This is a genomic window from Janthinobacterium kumbetense (assembly GCF_023703445.1).
Taxonomy (GTDB): Bacteria; Pseudomonadota; Gammaproteobacteria; order Burkholderiales; family Burkholderiaceae_D; genus Janthinobacterium; species Janthinobacterium kumbetense.
The window spans coordinates 215,917-233,026 of record NZ_JAMQGR010000008.1 but is presented as its reverse complement, the minus strand read 5'-3'; the positions used below and the strand labels follow the sequence as shown (position 1 = coordinate 233,026).

General features: G+C 63.3%; 14 protein-coding genes. All 14 read right to left on the bottom strand.

Annotated elements, in window-relative coordinates; translation table 11 throughout:
• Positions 1–241: 241 nt before the first annotated feature.
• A complete protein-coding gene (gene ftsZ / locus NCG91_RS21275) occupies positions 242–1,450 on the bottom strand; it encodes a cell division protein FtsZ (RefSeq protein WP_034748865.1) in 1,209 nt (402 codons plus the stop codon).
• Positions 1,451–1,604: 154 nt separating this feature from the next.
• Positions 1,605–2,837 carry a cell division protein FtsA gene (gene ftsA, locus NCG91_RS21270; protein ID WP_010394955.1) on the bottom strand — a complete coding sequence of 411 codons (1,233 nt, stop codon included), beginning with the start codon at positions 2,835–2,837 and terminating at the stop codon, positions 1,605–1,607.
• 49 nt (positions 2,838–2,886) lie between these two features.
• Positions 2,887–3,705 (bottom strand): cell division protein FtsQ/DivIB, encoded by an 819-nt coding sequence (locus tag NCG91_RS21265; protein ID WP_251351078.1) that lies wholly within the window; start codon positions 3,703–3,705, stop codon positions 2,887–2,889.
• A gap of 1 nt (position 3,706) precedes the next feature.
• The gene (locus tag NCG91_RS21260) at positions 3,707–4,675 is read right to left on the bottom strand and encodes a D-alanine--D-alanine ligase (protein ID WP_251351077.1); all 969 of its coding nucleotides are present in this window, start codon (positions 4,673–4,675) and stop codon (positions 3,707–3,709) included.
• Position 4,676: 1 nt separating this feature from the next.
• Positions 4,677–6,080: a UDP-N-acetylmuramate--L-alanine ligase gene (gene murC / locus NCG91_RS21255; RefSeq protein ID WP_070222485.1), complete on the bottom strand. Its 1,404-nt coding sequence runs from the start codon at positions 6,078–6,080 to the stop codon at positions 4,677–4,679.
• A 10-nt stretch (positions 6,081–6,090) separates the two neighbouring features.
• Entirely contained in the window at positions 6,091–7,185 is a 1,095-nt protein-coding gene (murG, locus tag NCG91_RS21250; RefSeq protein ID WP_251351076.1) for an undecaprenyldiphospho-muramoylpentapeptide beta-N-acetylglucosaminyltransferase, read from the bottom strand.
• The gene (ftsW, locus tag NCG91_RS21245) at positions 7,182–8,393 is read right to left on the bottom strand and encodes a putative lipid II flippase FtsW (protein WP_099665431.1); all 1,212 of its coding nucleotides are present in this window, start codon (positions 8,391–8,393) and stop codon (positions 7,182–7,184) included. Before ftsW ends, murG begins: the two co-directional genes overlap by 4 nt.
• The gene (gene murD / locus NCG91_RS21240) at positions 8,393–9,949 is read right to left on the bottom strand and encodes a UDP-N-acetylmuramoyl-L-alanine--D-glutamate ligase (RefSeq protein WP_251351075.1); all 1,557 of its coding nucleotides are present in this window, start codon (positions 9,947–9,949) and stop codon (positions 8,393–8,395) included. Before murD ends, ftsW begins: the two co-directional genes overlap by 1 nt.
• On the bottom strand, positions 9,949–11,124 hold the full coding sequence (mraY, locus tag NCG91_RS21235; RefSeq protein ID WP_077399841.1) for a phospho-N-acetylmuramoyl-pentapeptide-transferase: 1,176 nt from the start codon (positions 11,122–11,124) through the stop codon (positions 9,949–9,951). Before mraY ends, murD begins: the two co-directional genes overlap by 1 nt.
• Before the next feature lie 2 nt (positions 11,125–11,126).
• Entirely contained in the window at positions 11,127–12,557 is a 1,431-nt protein-coding gene (locus NCG91_RS21230) for a UDP-N-acetylmuramoyl-tripeptide--D-alanyl-D-alanine ligase (protein ID WP_251351115.1), read from the bottom strand.
• An 11-nt stretch (positions 12,558–12,568) separates the two neighbouring features.
• Entirely contained in the window at positions 12,569–14,077 is a 1,509-nt protein-coding gene (locus tag NCG91_RS21225; RefSeq protein WP_251351074.1) for a UDP-N-acetylmuramoyl-L-alanyl-D-glutamate--2,6-diaminopimelate ligase, read from the bottom strand.
• An 8-nt stretch (positions 14,078–14,085) separates the two neighbouring features.
• Positions 14,086–15,864 carry a peptidoglycan D,D-transpeptidase FtsI family protein gene (locus tag NCG91_RS21220; protein ID WP_034748891.1) on the bottom strand — a complete coding sequence of 593 codons (1,779 nt, stop codon included), beginning with the start codon at positions 15,862–15,864 and terminating at the stop codon, positions 14,086–14,088.
• The gene (gene ftsL / locus NCG91_RS21215) at positions 15,864–16,133 is read right to left on the bottom strand and encodes a cell division protein FtsL (protein WP_034748894.1); all 270 of its coding nucleotides are present in this window, start codon (positions 16,131–16,133) and stop codon (positions 15,864–15,866) included. The genes NCG91_RS21220 and ftsL overlap by 1 nt, the downstream gene beginning before the upstream one ends.
• Positions 16,130–17,107, bottom strand: a complete 978-nt coding sequence (gene rsmH, locus NCG91_RS21210; RefSeq protein WP_251351073.1) for a 16S rRNA (cytosine(1402)-N(4))-methyltransferase RsmH — start codon at positions 17,105–17,107, stop codon at positions 16,130–16,132. The genes ftsL and rsmH overlap by 4 nt, the downstream gene beginning before the upstream one ends.
• Between the last annotated feature and the right edge of the window lie 3 nt (positions 17,108–17,110).

The following is a 17,110-nucleotide window of genomic DNA, read 5'->3' as shown; positions in this document are numbered from 1 at the left end:
CTGCGCGATAGTATGCCTGACTTGCCGTATTTGTGCAGAAAGTGGCAGGAAAGGCAAAGGCAAAAGTCAAAAAACCGGCAAAAAAAACGGCGACCCTCAGGCCGCCGTCATGTTTGCTGACATCAGATCACCTCCGGTCACCTAATCACATGAAAAATGCGCAGGGCAAGGCGCATGGCCGAAGACAGTACGACTGTACGGCAAGGCTATGCAACGCCGCCATGGGCTTTTTTCACTGTGATTAGTCGGCTTGTTTGCGCAGGAAGGCTGGAATATCGTACGTCTCCATGCCATTCTTTTCCATCGCGCGCACCTGCTCGGAAGCCGATTCGCGGCGCCATACTGCCGGCGCTTTCATGCCGTCGAAACCGGCAGCCGGCGTAGCCACGCCAACCGTCGTCGTCGCCGCTTGCGCGCTACCCATGGCAGCCGATGGAGTCAACGGGCTGTTGTGGGTACCGGTGCGCAGCACTTGCTGCGGTACCAGCTGGATGTTTTTCTTCGCGCGGCCCAGGCCCGTGGCCACCACGGTAACGCGGATGTCGTCGCCCATGGCGTCGTCGTAGGCGATACCTTGCGCGATCGACGCATCCGGTGCGGCAAACGCGCGCACGGCGGCCATGACTTCCTTGATCTCTTTACCTTTCAAGCCACGGCTGGCCGTGACGTTGACCAGCACGCCGCGCGCGCCGGACAGGTCGATGCCGTCCAGCAGCGGCGAAGCGACAGCCTGTTCCGCGGCGATGCGTGCGCGGTCGACGCCGGAAGCCGTCGCCGTGCCCATCATGGCCTTGCCCTGCTCGCCCATGATGGTTTTCACGTCGTTGAAGTCGACGTTGATGTGGCCCGGCACGTTGATGATCTCGGCAATGCCGGCCACCGCGTTGTTGAGCACATCATCGGCATGCTGCATCCATTCCAGCATGCTTTCGTCTTCGTAGATCTCTTCCAGTTTTTCGTTGAGGATGATGATCAGCGAATCGACGTGCAGAGACAGCTGCTCCAGGCCTTCGTCGGCGATGTCCATGCACTTCTGGCCTTCATACGAGAATGGCTTGGAAACCACGGCCACAGTCAGCGCGCCCAGTTCCTTGGCCACTTCAGCCACGATAGGAGCGGCGCCCGTGCCCGTACCGCCGCCCATGCCGGCAGCGATGAAGACCATGTGCGCGCCGCGCAGCGAATCGGCGATGCGCGTGCGCGATTCTTCCGCCAGCTGGCGGCCGACGGCAGGCTTCATGCCGGCGCCCAGACCGGTATCGCCGATCTGAATGATGTTGTGGGCCTTCGATGTCGACAGGGCCTGTGCGTCGGTGTTGGCGGCAATGAACTCCACACCCGACATGCCTTTGTTGATCATGTGTTGGACTGCATTGCCACCCGCACCGCCGACGCCGACGACCTTGATGACGGTACCTAAAGCTGTGTTATCGACCATATCGAACTCCATGATGTGCTCCTATCAGATGCGGTTTCCAAGCGCCAGGCCTCATATTGGTAGGAGAACTGGAGATTGAAAACTGCGGTTAAATATAAAATAAAGTTATGTGTGTGTACCTGCGATGCTGCCAAAAAACCTGACCTGCCGGGCGTAAATCAAGCCCTTAAAAATTCCCTAAAAACCATTCCTTCATGCGCTGCCAGACTGCCTTCACCGAGCCGTCCTGACGCGTCACGATGTGGCCGCGCAGGTATTGCTTCTTCGCTTCCAGCAGCAGGCCCAATACCGTGGCATAGCGCGGGCTGCGCACCACGTCGGCCAGCTGGCCCCGATACTCGGGCGTGCCAAGGCGCGCCGGTTTCAGGAAAATGTCTTCCGCCATTTCCACCATGCCGGGCATGATGGAGGTGCCGCCCGTGAGCACGATGCCCGACGACAGCACACCTTCGTAACCGGATTCGCGCACCACCTGGTGCACCATCGCGAACAACTCTTCGACGCGTGGCTCGATCACTGCCGCCAGCGCCTGGCGCGACAGGTTGCGCGGGCCGCGGTCGCCCAGGCCAGGCACTTCCAGCGATTCGCCGGGATCGGCCAGGACCTGCTTGGCCACGCCATAGCGGATCTTGATTTCTTCCGCTTCCGCGGTCGGGGTGCGCAAGGCCATGGCGATGTCGTTGGTGATCTGGTCGCCGGCGATGGGAATGACTGCCGTATGGCGGATCGCGCCATCGGAAAATACCGCCACATCGGTCGTGCCGCCGCCGATGTCGATCAGCACCACGCCCAGTTCCTTCTCATCGGGCGTGAGCACCGCATCGGCGGACGCCATCGGCTGCAGGATCAGGTCCGACACTTCCAGGCCGCAGCGGCGCACGCACTTGACGATGTTCTGCACCGCCGACACGGCGCCAGTGACGATATGCACCTTCACCTCCAGGCGGATGCCGCTCATGCCGATAGGCTCGCGCACATCTTCCTGGCTGTCGACGATGAACTCCTGCGGCACCGTGTGCAGCAATTGCTGATCGGTCGGAATGTTAACCGCTTTTGCCGTCTCGATGACGCGCGCCACGTCGGTCGCCGTCACTTCCTTGTCCTTGATGGCCACCATGCCGCTGGAATTGAAGCTGCGGATATGGCTGCCTGCAATGCCCGCATACACATTGCGGATCTTGCAGTCGGCCATCAGCTCGGCCTCTTCCAGCGCGCGCTGGATGGACTCCACCGTGGCCTCGATATTGACCACCACGCCCTTTTTCAGGCCCTTCGATTCGTGCTGGCCCAGCCCGATCACTTCGTGGCGCCCGTCGGACATCACTTCGGCTACCACCGCCACCACTTTCGAGGTGCCGATGTCGAGGCCGACGATCAGGTTTTTCGCGTCTTTTGTCATTTCTTTCGCCTAGTTTTTTGGGCTATTAATTGATTAATTGATTATTCGGTTAAGTCGGTTTTTTAATCGGACTGCCATTTTTCTTCTTGATTGCCCCTGCCGGCCTGCCATCCTTGCCTTCGGCCGGTATCACCAGGCCGGCTGAACTGAGCGCCAGGCCATTCTGGTAACGCATATCGATCGTGTCGATATTTTCCAGCCGGCTCGCCAGCTGCGGGTAAATGCCCACCAGCCGGTCGACCCGCGCCTTCAGGGTCGTATGATTCTGTTCGCGCCCCAGCGCCACGCTCATGCCGTTATCCAGTTTTACGGTCCACGCATAGCGGCTCGACAGCGACAGGGTTTCCGGCACCATCTTCAACGGCGCAAACCACTTTGCCAGCTGCACGTAGGTCGCCAGCACTTCCTTTTCGCTGCCATCGGGGCCGGCGAAGGCCGGTAATTCATGGTCGTCTTCGGCCTCGGCCACATTCGCCGTAAACACGTCGCCCTTGACCGACAGCAGGCGCCCGTCCTCGCCCCAGGTACCCAGCGCCTCATGTTCTTCCAGCGCCACGATCAGCTGGTTCGGCCACTCGCGCCGTACGCTGGCACGGCGCACCCAGGGCACCGATTCGAACACGCCGCGCACGCTTTCCAGGTTGGTCGTGAAGAAATTGCCCTTGATGCGGCCCAGCGTGCCGCTGCGCAGGGTCAGGTAATTCACGTGGCGCAGGCCCTTGTCGTCCGCGCTTTCCACCTTGATCGTGCGCAGGTCGAACATGGGACGCTGCGACACCCACCAGACGCCGGCGGCCACGCACACGACCAGAACCGCGGCCAGCAAGCCGTTGGCAGTCGTATTGAGGCTTTTAGCGTCATGCCACATATCAGCGCTGTCCCTTGTGCATTTTCAGGCTGGCGCCGGCGACGATTTCCAGACACAGGTCTTCATAGCTGGTGCCTTCCGCGCGCGCCGCCATCGGCACGAGCGAGTGCCCCGTCATGCCGGGCGAGGTATTTACTTCCAGCAGGAACAACGCGCTGTCTGCCGTGCGCATCAGGACATCGACCCGTCCCCAGCCTTCGCAGCCCAGGGCGCGGTAGGCGGCCAGGGCGATGCGCTCCATCTCTGCGATGATCGCGCCATCGAGCTGCGGCGGGCAGAAATACTGCGTGTCGTCCGTGAAGTACTTGTTCTGGTAATCGTAATTGCCTTGCGGCGCGACGATTTCAATCGGCGGCAACGCGCGCGCCGTGGCGCCCTTGCCCAGGATCGCAACGGTAAACTCGCGGCCCTTGATGAACTCCTCGGCCAGCACCGAATCATCGAGGCCGGCGGCGATGTCGTAGGCGGCCTGGAAGGCCGACGCTTCGTTGACGGTCGTGATGCCGATGCTCGAGCCTTCATGCGGCGGCTTGACGATCAGCGGCAAGCCCAATTCCGCGGCGACCTTGGCCAGGTCGGAACTGTCGTCCAGTACCGCGTACTTTGGCGTCGGCAGCTGGTGCATCAACCAGATCATCTTGGTGTAGACCTTGTCCATGCCCACCGAGCAGGCCATCACGCCGCTGCCCGTGTATGGAATGCCCAGTTGTTCCAGCGCGCCCTGCAGACTGCCGTCTTCGCCGAAGCGGCCGTGCAGCGCGATGAAGACGCGGTCAAATTGCTCAGCGGCCAATTCGGCCAGGCTGCGTTCGCCCGTATCGAAGCCATGCGCATCCACGCCATGGCTTTTCAGGGCTGCCAGCACGCCCGCGCCGGACATCAGCGACACTTCGCGCTCGGCCGAACGGCCGCCGAACAGGACGCCGACCTTGCCCAATTGTTTAACGTCGATAGCTGAAGCTTGGTTCACGTCAGGCCTTTACAGTGTGAGATTGATACGTTGTCAGTTGATTCGGGATGCCGCTGATCGAGCCGGCTCCCATGGTCAGCACGACGTCGCCGTCGCGCGCCACGCTCATGATGGTGTCGGCCATGTCCGTCATGGACTCGACGAAGATCGGTTCGATTTTGCCGCGCGCGCGCAGCGCATGCGCCAGGGCACGGCCGTCGGCGGCGACGATAGGCGCTTCGCCGGCCGCATACACTTCGGACAGCAGCAGCACGTCGGGTGCGCCCAGCACCTTCACGAAATCCTCGAACAGGTCACGCGTACGGCTGTAGCGGTGCGGCTGGAACGCCAGCACCAGGCGGCGGCCGGGATAGGCGGCGCGCGCGGCGGCCAGGGTCACTTCCGTTTCCACCGGATGGTGGCCGAAATCGTCAACCAGCGCAAAAGTACCGCCGTTCGGCAGCGCCACGTCGCCGTAACGCGTGAAGCGCCGGCCCACGCCGGAAAACTCGGCCAGGCCCTGCTGCGTGGCGCTGTCGGCGATGCCGATTTCGCGCGCGATGGCAATCGCCGAGCAGGCATTCTGCACATTGTGCATGCCAGGCTGGTTCAGCACTACGTCCAGGTCCGGATAGCCTTCCTGCAGCACGGTGAAATGCATTTCCAGGCCCACGGCGCGCGCGTTGATGGCGCGCACTTGCGCGTCTTCCGCGAAACCATAGGTGGTGACGGGCTTGGTGACGGACGGGATGATGGCACGCACGTGCGGATCATCGATGCACAGCATGGCGCGGCCATAGAACGGCAAGCGGTGCGTGAACTGCACGAAGGCTTGCTTGAGCTTTTCGAAATCGTGCTCGTAGGTGTCCATGTGATCGGCGTCGATATTCGTGATCACTTCGATCATCGGCGTCAGGTTCAGGAACGAGGCGTCCGATTCATCGGCTTCTGCCACCAGGTAGTCGCCCGAACCCAGCTTGGCGTTCGCGCCGGCACTGGTCAGGCGGCCGCCGATGACGAAGGTCGGATCGAGACCGCCCTGCGCCAGCACGGAAGCGACCAGGCTGGTCGTCGTCGTCTTGCCATGCGTGCCCGCGATCGCGATACCGCGTTTCAAGCGCATCAATTCACCGAGCATCACGGCGCGCGGCACCAGCGGAATCTTGCGCGCACGCGCAGCCGCCACTTCCGGATTGTCTTGCGGGACGGCGCCCGACGTCACCACCGCATCGGCGTCGCCGATATTTTCTGCCGCGTGACCGAGCATGACGGTCGCGCCCAGGCTCGCCAGGCGCTGCGTCGCCGCATTGCTGCCCAGGTCGGAGCCCGACACCTTGTAGCCCAGGTTGACCAGCACTTCGGCGATGCCGCTCATGCCGCTGCCGCCAATACCGACAAAGTGGATATTGTTTACTTTATGCTTCACAGAGCTAACCTCATGCCAGTTTTTCCAATACGTGTGCGATCGCCTCATTGGCGTCGCGCTTGCCTGCTGCCAATGCCGCCTGCGCCATCTGCTGGCAAGTGTCGCGGCTCAGCGACGCCAGCAGCGCGCTCAGCGACGCGGCACTCATTTCCGTTTGCGGCAGATGAATCGCCGCGCCTTGTTTTGCCATCCATTGCGCGTTGTCGCGCTGGTGGCTGGTGGTCGACGCCACCAGCGGCACGAGCACGCTGGCCACGCCGGCCGCCGTCAATTCCGACAGGGTGATGGCGCCAGCGCGGCAAATCACCAGGTCGGCCTCGGTATACGCCTTGGCCATGTCGTCGATGAAATCGACCACATTGGCTTGCACGCCCGCCTGCGCATACGCGGCATGCAGGGCGTCGATATTCTTCTTGCCCGACTGGTGCGTGACCAGCGGACGCTCGCCTTCCGGCATCAGCGCCAGCGCGGCAGGCAGGCTGTCGTTCAGCGCTTTCGCGCCCAGGCTGCCGCCCACTACCAGGATGCGCAGCGGGCCGCTGCGGCCCGCGAAACGCGCGGCCGGCGGCGCCATGGCGAGGATTTCCGCGCGCACGGGATTGCCCGTCACGACGGCCTTGCCGGCAGCGCTGCCGAAATCAGCAGGAAAGCCGAAGCACACTTGCTGCGCCAGCGGCACCAGGGTCTTGTTCGACAACAGCAGCGCCGCGTCGGCATTGACCAGCACCAGCGGCACGCCTTTCAGGCGCGCCATCAGGCCGCCCGGCACGGTGACGTAGCCGCCCATGCCCATCACCACATCCGGCTTGCGGCTGGCGATGAAACGGCGGATGGCAAAGAAGCTGGCCAGCATCTTGAAGCCGCCTTGAATGGTGTGCGCCAGGCCCTTGCCGCGCATGCCGGAAAATGCGATGGCATCCATGGGAATGCCGCTCTTCGGCACCAGCTCCTGCTCCATGCCGTGGGTCGTGCCCAGCCAGCTCACTTCCCAGCCGCGCGCGCGCATCGTCTGCGCAATCGCCAGGCCAGGGAAAATATGGCCGCCGGTACCGGCCGCCATGATCATCAGTCTTTTCGTCGTTTTCAAGTTCGTCGCGTTGTTCATAGCCGGCCTCCCCGCATGAGGATCCGGTTTTCGTAATCGATGCGCAGCAAAATCGCCAGGCCGATACAGTTAATCAGTACGCCCGTGCCGCCATAACTCATCAAGGGCAAGGTCAGGCCCTTGGTCGGCAGCAGGCCCAGGTTAACGCCCATGTTGATGAAGGTCTGCACGCCGATCCAGATGGCGATGCCTTTCGCCGTCAGTCCCGCGAAGGTTTGGTCGATGGCGATCGCCTGGCGGCCGATGTCGAACGCCCGCTTGATAATCCAGTAAAACATGCCGATCACGACCAGCACGCCCACCAGGCCCAGCTCCTCGCCGATCACGGCCAGCAAAAAGTCCGTGTGGGCTTCGGGCAGGTAATGCAGTTTTTCCACGCTGCCGCCCAATCCCACGCCAAACAGTTCGCCGCGCCCGAAGGCGATCAGCGAGTGTGTCAACTGGTAAGCCTTGTTCAGGGCATTGTCTTCCTGCCACGGGTCGAGATACGCAAAAAACCGCTCGCGGCGGAATTTTGACAGGGCGATGATGGTGACGAAGATCGCCGTCAGCATGGCGCCGATACCGCCGAACCAGATGGCGTTGACGCCGCCCAAAAACAAAATGCCCATGGCGATGCAGACGATCACGCCGAAAGCGCCCAGATCGGGCTCCATCAGCAGCAGCAGGCCGACGAAGCTGACGGCCAGCGCCATCGGCATGAAGCCCTTGGTCAGCTTGTGCATGTATTCCTGCTTGCGCACCGTGTAATCGGCCGCGTACAGCACCATCACCACCTTCATCAGCTCGGACGGCTGCGGCCGCAGGCCCGGCAGGTTCAGCCAACGGCGGCCGCCGTTGACCGACACGCCCAGGCCAGGTATCAGCACCATCACCAGCAGCACCAGGGTGCCGATGAACAGCCACGGCGCCATCTTTTGCCAGGTCGCGACGGGGATACGGAACACCAGCGCGCCGACGACGATCGACACGCCGATGAACAGCGCCTGGCGCACGACAAAATAATTGTTCGTATAGGCGGCAAACTTGCGCGCATCCGACAGCGAGATCGACGCCGAATACACCATCACCATGCCCAGCAACATGAGCAGCAGGACGACCCATACCAGCGGCTTGTCATAGTCCATCATCTTCGATTGCCGCGCGCGGCTATCCAGCGGCTTGGCAGCCGAGCCGGAACCAAAGCTGAAGGGCAGTTGGAAAGCCATCAGATATCCTGTCCGTTTTCCAGGGCGATGTCGCGCACGGCGTCGACAAACACCTGCGCGCGGTGCGCATAGTTCTTGAACATGTCCAGGCTGGCGCACGCGGGCGACAGCAGCACGGCATCGCCAGCCAGCGCCAGGCTGCTGGCGCGCTTGACGGCTTCCGGCAAGGTGGCGCAGTCGACGATGTCCACGCCAGCCGGCTCGAGGGCCGCGCGCAAGGCCGGTGCATCGCGTCCGATCAGCACCACGGCGCGCACGTAGCGCGATACGGGTTCGGCCAGCGGCGAGAAATCCTGCCCCTTGCCGTCGCCGCCGGCGATCAGCACCAGGCGCTGTTCCGCGCCGCCAAACGCCTTGCCCAGGCCGAACAGGGCCGCCACGGTCGCGCCCACATTCGTGCCCTTGCTGTCGTCGTAGTATTCCACCTCGCCCACTGCCGTGATCAGCTCCACGCGGTGCGGCTCGCCCTGGTATTCGCGCAAACCATGCAGCAGCGGCGCGAATGGCAGGCCGATGGCGCGACACAGGGCCAGCGCCGCCAGCGCATTCGAGGCATTGTGCTGGCCGCGGATTTTCAGCGCATCGGCCGGCATCAGCTTTTTCGCCATCGTCGGCACCGGTTCCGGCGCGGGATCGTTCTTCCTGCGTTTTTTCTCGATGACTTCTTCGCTGGGCACAGCTTGCGCCAGCCAGAAGATGCCACGTTCATTGACCAGGCCAAAGCTGTCGACTTCCGCCGGTTCGCCCGTGCCGAAGGTGATGGTCTCGACCAACGGGTCGGCCATGTGCATCACGGCCGCATCGTCGCGGTTCAATATGCGCACGGTCTGGTCGCCGAAGATGCGCGCCTTGTCTGCGGCGTAGGCGGCCATGTCGCCATGCCAGTCCAGATGGTCCTGCGACAGATTCAAGACCGTGGCCGCATCGGCCTGCAGGCTGAATGTCGTGTGCAGCTGGAAGCTGGACAGTTCCAGGATCCACGCTTGCGGCAAGGTGCTGGCGACGGGTTCCGCCACTTCAGCCTCCGCATCCACCGGCTGCGGCGCAGGCTCGGCATCGAGCACTTCGCGCAGCACGTCCAGCGCGGCCGGGCTGATATTGCCGGCCACGCGCGTGGCAAGGCCGGCGCGTTCGCACAACAAGCCTACGAGGCTGGTGACGGTCGTCTTGCCATTCGTTCCCGTGATGGCGATGACTTTCGGAGCATAGCCGCGTTCTGCCTTCAAGGCGGCCAGCGCCTGCGCGAACAGTTCGATTTCGCCCCACACGGGGATGTTTTTCTCAGTAGCTGCCGGCGCAATCTGCGCCAGTTCGCAGCCCGGCGCGAGGCCTGGGCTGACGGTGACAAAGTCCACGCCGTCAAGCAAGTCGGCCGTGAAGGCGCCGGCGATGAACTGCGCCTGCGGCACGGCGGCCTGCAACGCGGCCAAGCGCTCCGGGCTTTCTCTTGTGTCGGCCACGCGCACGGTCGCACCGCTACGGGCCAGCCACAGGGCCATGGCCAGGCCTGACTCCCCGAGGCCCAGTACCAGTGCGGTTTTAGCGTCGTACATCATCAGCGCAGCTTCAAGGTGGTCAGGCCGAGCAGCACCAGCATCATGGTGATGATCCAGAAACGCACGACAACCTGCGTCTCCTTCCAGCCTTTTTGTTCAAAATGGTGATGCAATGGCGCCATCAGGAAGACGCGACGGCCAACGCCAAAGCGCTTCTTGGTGTACTTGAACCAGACGACCTGGATGATCACGGACAGCGTTTCAACCACGAAGATGCCGCCCATGATGAACAGGACGATTTCCTGGCGCACGATGACGGCGATGGTACCCAGTGCGCCGCCCAGTGCCAGCGCGCCCACGTCGCCCATGAATACTTTCGCGGGGTGGGTGTTATACCAAAGGAAGGCCAGGCCGGAACCGGCCAGCGCGCCGCAGAAGATCACCAGTTCGCCGGCGCCCGGAATGTGCGGGATGAACAGGTAGCGCGCATACGTGGCATTACCGGTCAGGTAGGCGAACAGGCCCAGGGCCGTGCCCACCATCACAGTCGGCATGATGGCCAGGCCGTCAAGGCCATCGGTGAAATTGACGGCGTTGCTGGTACCGACAATGACGCAATACGTCAGCGCGATGAAGCCCCACACCCCCAGCGGATAGCTAATGGTCTTGAAGAACGGGACGATCAGATCGGCCTTCGGCGGCAAGTCCATGGCGAAGCCCGACTGCACCCAGGCGTAGATCAGATTCCACACCTGGCCGGCATTGGGCTCGGAGATGGAGACGGAAAACGCCAGGTAAAACGCGGCGGCGATGCCGATCAGCGACTGCCAGAAGTATTTTTCGCGCGAGCGCATGCCTTCCGGGTCCTGGTGCACCACCTTGCGGTAGTCGTCGGCCCAGCCGACGGCGCCAAAGCCCAAGGTGACGATCAGCACGGGCCAGATGAAACGGTTCGACAGGTCGGCCCACAGCAAGGTGGAAATGCCGATGGCGATAAGGATCAGCACACCGCCCATGGTGGGGGTGCCGTGTTTTTTCAGATGCGTTTGCGGGCCATCCGTACGCACGGCCTGGCCAACCTTCATGCGCGTGAGCATGCGGATCACGGCAGGACCGGCGCACAGGCCGATCAAAATCGCCGTCAGGGTGGCGAAGACGGCGCGGAACGTGATGAAGTTAAAGACCCGCAATGGGCCAATGTCGTCCTGGAAATAATGAGCGAGCCAGAGCAGCATGATTAGTGAGCTTCCTTGTTATTGTTGTTTGAACCAATCAAATGCTGCACGGCCCGTTCCATCTTCATGAAACGGGAGCCCTTGATTAATACTGTTGCATCCGAACGGCCGGACAAATGCGCATCGAGCGCCGCCAGCAAACCGTCGAACTGTTCGAAATACTCCACGACCGTGCCTGATTCCTGGCTCGCGGCTGCCTGCGCCGGATTGACCAGATGGCGCGCCAGACCGCCCGTCGCCAGCACGTGTTCGATGCCTTTGGCGGCGGCGTAGGCGCCGATCTCTTCGTGGAACTGCTGCCCCTGCGTGCCGACTTCGCCCATCTCGCCCAGCACCAGGATGCGCGGTGCCGCGGCCTGCGCCAGCACATCGATGGCCGCGCGCGCCGAATCCGGATTGGCGTTATACGTGTCGTCGATGATGGTGGCGCCATTGGCGGCGCGTTTTTTCTGCAGCCGGCCGTTCACGGGAGAAAACGCCTCCAGGCCCTGCTTGATATGTTCTGGCGCGATGCCGGCGCCGATAGCGCATGCCACCGCCGCCAGCGCATTGCGCACATTGTGTTCGCCCGCCGCCTGCAAGTCCACGAAGAACTGGCGCAAGCCGCCGTCCTGTGCGCGCACGCTGACGAACAGGTCGCTGCCAAAATCCTCGGACGCGCGGTGCGTGCAGCTGACATCCGCCTCTTTCGACAGGCCAAACGTGATGATGGCGCGCGCGCCGGCCAGTTCGCGCCACACGGGCGTGAACTCATCGCCATGCGGGAAGACGGCCACGCCGTCATGCGCCAGGGCTGCCAACGCGGCGCCATTCTCGCGCGCCACCGCTACCACCGTGTGCATGAATTCCTGGTGCTCGCGCTGCGCATTGTTGACCATCGCCAGGGTCGGCGCGGCAATCGCCGCCAGGCGGGCAATCTCGCCCGGGTGGTTCATGCCCATCTCGATGACGGCTGCCTTATGCTGTTCGCTCAGGCGGAACAGGGTCAGAGGCACGCCGATCTCGTTATTCAGGTTGCCGCGCGTGGCCAGGCGCGCCTCTTCACCAAAGGCTGCCGCCAGGATGAATGAAATCATCTCCTTGACGGTGGTCTTGCCATTGCTGCCGGTGACGCCGATGACGGGCAAATTGAAACGGCAGCGCCAGTGGTTGGCGATGCGGCCCAGCGCGGCCAGGGTATCGGCGACCACGATGGCCGGCACCTTGCTACTGTCCCAGCCCGCCGGCAGACGCTCGACCACCACGGCGGCGACGCCGCGCGCGGCCACCTGGTCGAGGAAATCGTGGGCGTCGAAACTCTCGCCGCGCAGGGCCACGAACAGCGAACCGGCTTGGGCGCTGCGGCTGTCGGTGGACACACCGTCAAAAACGGTGTCGCCCGTCAGCTGTGCACCGTCCAGCGACGGCATCAATTCAGCCAGGCTTGCGTGCATCAGGCTATCCATCAGTTCGTCCTCATCATCGTCAGGCGCGCGGACAAGGCCAGCTGCGCATGGTCGGCATCGGAGAACGGCAGTTTCTTGCCCTTGATTTCCTGGTACGGCTCATGGCCCTTGCCCGCCAACAGGATCACATCCGGCTTGGCCGCGTGCTTGATGGCCGACAAAATGGCCCCGGCGCGGTCTTCGATGGCTTGCGGCTGCGGACCGTCGGCACGCATGCCGGCGACGATCTGCGCGATGATGGCATGCGGGTCTTCGCTGCGCGGATTGTCGCTGGTGACCAGCACGTGGTCCGCCAGCTGCGCGATGGCGCCCATCTGCGGACGCTTGCCCGGATCGCGGTCGCCGCCGCAGCCGAACACGCACCACAGCTGGCCGCCCCGCTCCTGCGCCACCTGGCGCAAGGCAGCCAGGGTTTTTTCCAGCGCGTCAGGCGTATGCGCGTAATCGATGACGACCATCGGCGCTTCCTGGCCGCCCACCTGCTGCATGCGGCCCGGGGCCGGCTGCAGGGATTCGATGCCGTCGATGGCGGCGCGCAAGCCGGTACCATGCGCCAGCAAGGCGCCCAGCACGGCCAGCGCGTTGCTGATATTGAAGTGGCCCACCAGCTGCGTCTTGATCAGCGCAACGCCCAGCGCGCATTCCAGGTGGAAGTCGGTGCCGGCATTACGGCTGCGGAACTGGCTGGCGCGCAGCATCAGCACACGCGGCAAATCGGGCAAGGCGGCCGCATCCTGCAGGGTATAGCCGATAACCGGATACTCGCCTGCCAGCTTGCCGTCCACATGGCGGACCAGGCGCAAGCCCATGGGATCGTCCAGGTTGATGACGGCCGTTTTCAGCCCGGGCCAGTCGAACAGCTTGACCTTGGCCGCCTCGTAGGCCGCCATGTCGCCATGGTAGTCGAGGTGGTCGCGCGTCAAATTGGTAAACATGGCGACATCGAAATGCATGCCGGCCGCGCGTTCCTGGTCCAGGCCGATCGACGACACTTCGATGGCGACGGCCTTGGCGCCGGCGTCGCGCATGGCGGCGAGTTTGCGCGCCAGCAGCACGGCGTCCGGCGTGGTGTAGCCGGTCACGTCGAATTCGATGGCGCCGCGCGGCTTGCACAGGCCTACGCCCAGGGTGCCGATGACAGAAGAGGTTTCACCGAGGCGCGCCAGCGCTTGCGCCAGCCACAGCGCGCACGAGGTCTTGCCATTCGTGCCCGTCACGCCGGCGCTGAACATGGCGCTGTCGGGCATGTCGTAAACAGCATGCGCCACGGGGCCGGCCACGCGTTTCAGGTCGCTGACCAGCAGGTGCGGCACGCTCCATGCGGCGTTCCATTCAACGGCGTCATGCACGATGGCGGCGGCGCCCTGCTCGATGGCAGCTTCGATAAAATGCGTGGCGTCCGCGTAGGCGAAAAACACGTCGCCGCGCTGCACACGGCGCGAATCGGACGTCAGCTGCCCGGACGGGGCAGCCGTTTTGATCCACAAACTGATGTCTTGTATGGTCATGAGTGACTTCACATGGCCTCCGGGCCGGCATTGGCCGGGACCACGATTTCGGTAACGGAGGAATCGGGCGGTACGTTCATCGCGCGCAGCGCGTTGGTCGCAATCGCCGCGAAAGCGGGAGCGGCAACCTGGCCACCATAGTGGGCAGGGCCGGTCGGTTCATCGATCATCACGGCAATGATGAAGCGCGGTGCCGACATCGGCACCATGCCCACGAACGAGCCGATATATTTGCGCGGCATCGCATAGCGGCCGTTTTCCACTTTATAGGCGGTACCCGTCTTGCCGCCCACGCGGTAGCCGGCGACCTGGGCGCGCTTGGCCGAGCCGTGCGCGCCGGAGACCACAAGTTCGAGCATGGCGCGCATTTCGGCAGCCGTCTTCGGTTTGATCACTTGCTGGCCCACGGGCAGTTCATTGACCTTCTGGAACGACAGGGGAATCGTGTCGCCGTCGCGCGCGAACATCATATAAGAGCGCGCCAGCTGGATCAGCGAGACGGAAATGCCGTTACCGTAGCTCATGGTCGCCTGTTCCACAGGGCGCCACGATTTATAGGGACGCACGCGGCCGGCCACGGCGCCAGGGAAACCCCATTTCGGCTGCTGGCCAAAGCCCACCTTGGTAAACATTTCCCACATTTCCTGCGACGGCATGCCCAGCGCGATCTTCGAGGTGCCGATGTTCGACGACATTTCGATGATTTCGGAGACATTGATCACGCCATGCGGCTTGGTGTCGGTGATCGTGCGGTCGGCGATGGTGTAGCGGCCCGGCCCCGTGTCGATCAGGGTGCCCGGCTTGACGCGGCCCGTGTCGAGCGCCAGCGAGACCGTGATCGGCTTCAGGGTCGAACCGGGTTCAAAAGTATCGGTCATGACGCGGTTGCGCAGCTGCTGGCCCGTGAGCTTGCGGCGGTCGTTCGGGTCGTAGCTGGGGTAATTGGCCAGGGCCAGCACTTCGCCCGTGTGCACGTCGAGCACCACGGCGCCGCCGGCCTTGGCATTGAATTTTTCCACCGCTTCCTTCAACTGCGTGAAGGCGATGTACTGGATCTTGCTGTCGACGGACAGGGTCAGGTCCTTGCCATCGTGCGGTTCGTGGATGAAGCCGATGTCTTCGACGATGTGGCCCAGGCGGTCCTTGATCACGCGGCGGCTGCCGGTGGTGCCGACGAGGGTCTTCTGCTGCGCCAGCTCCATGCTTTCCTGGCCCACGTCTTCCACGTTGGTAAAACCCACCACGTGGGTCATCACTTCGCCCTGTGGATAAAAGCGCTTGTATTCCTTGCGCTCGTCGATGCCGTCGATGCCCAGCTTGGAAATCTTGTCGGCCACGTCCATCTCGACCTGGCGTTTCAGGTAAACGAAGCTGCGGTCCGAATCGAGCTTCTTGCGCAATTCGTTGACGTTCATTTCCAGCAGGCCGGCCAGCGCATTGATTTTCTCGGGCGACGCCTGCAGCACGTCGTCGGGAATGGCCCAGATGGCTTTCACGGGGACGGACGAGGCGAGCACCTGGCCATTGCGGTCGGTGATCTTGCCGCGCGTGGCCGGCAATTCCAGCGTGCGCTCATAGCGCGCCTTGCCCTGCTTTTGCAGGAACTGCGTCGAGACGCCCTGCAGCCACAGCGCGCGCGCGCCCAGGCCGGCGAAAGCGAAGAACAGCAGGAACAGCACGACGCGCGAACGCCAGACGGGCAGGCGCACCGCCAGTACGGGGTTCTTCGAGAATGGCACGCCTTTCGATGCCGCCACCCGGCCGTTGCTGTTACCGCCCAACTTCATTATTCGCCCTCCGTCAGGTATTGCGTACGCGCCGCCGTCAGCGGCGTCATGCTCAGGTCGCGCCGCGCGATCGATTCGATGCGTTCATGCTTGCCCAAAGTGGACTGGTCCAGCTGCAGCTGCGCCCAGTCGATGTCGAGCTGGCGCGACAGCGCTTGCGCGCGCTCCAGGTCGATCAACAGGTGGCGCGACTGGTATTGCGCGTTCACCAGCGACAGGCCGCAGCACACCAGCAGGGCCGACAGCACGACACACAGCTTGCCAGTCATCGGGCGCCGCCGTTTGCAGGGGCGGCCAGCGGCAGGCGCTGCGCCACGCGCATCACGGCCGAACGCGAACGGGGGTTGCCCTCGATCTCGGCGTCGGACGGCTTCATCTTCGAAATCAGCTTCATTTCCGGCTGCGGCAAGTCCACCGCGCGGATCGGCAGGCGGCGGTCAGGCTGCTCCACGTTCGCCTTCGAGGCGAAGAAGCGCTTGACCATGCGGTCTTCCAGCGAATGGAAACTGATCACGGCCATGCGCGCGCCGGGCGCCAGGCAGGCATACGCCTGGTTCAGGCCGATCTCGAGATCCTCGAGCTCCTTGTTAATGAAAATGCGTATGGCCTGAAAGGTGCGGGTAGCGGGGTCCTTACCCTTCTCGCGGGTCTTGACGGCGCCTGCCACGATGCCGGCAAGCTGTCGTGTGCTTGAAATTGGCTGGACTGCCCGGCCAGCAACAATCGCCTTTGCAATCTGAAAAGCAAACCGTTCTTCCCCATAATCGCGTATCACTTTCTCTAAATTCTGCTCGGTTTCCACCGCCAGCCATTCGGCCGCGGAGATGCCGCGCGTGGTATCCATGCGCATATCCAGCGGTCCGTCGTTGCGGAAGCTGAAACCGCGCGCCGCGTCGTCGACCTGCGGCGACGAGATGCCCAGGTCGAGCAGGATGCCGTCCACCTGCTGCACGCCGCGTTCGGCCAGGCTGGCCGTCATGGTGGCAAAGCTGTCGTGGACGATTTCGAAGCGGGGGTCGCCGATCTGCTCGGCCGTGGCGATCGCCTGCAAGTCCTTGTCGAAGCCGATCAGGCGCGCGTCGGAGGCCAGGCGCGACAAAATCAGGCGGCTATGGCCGCCGCGGCCAAACGTGCCGTCGACGTAAACGCCGTGCGCGCGGTCGCCCGACAGGTCGAGCGCATCGACCGCTTCATCGAGCAGCACCGTGCGATGCTGAAATTCCGGCACCGTGAGTTGTGTCATTAC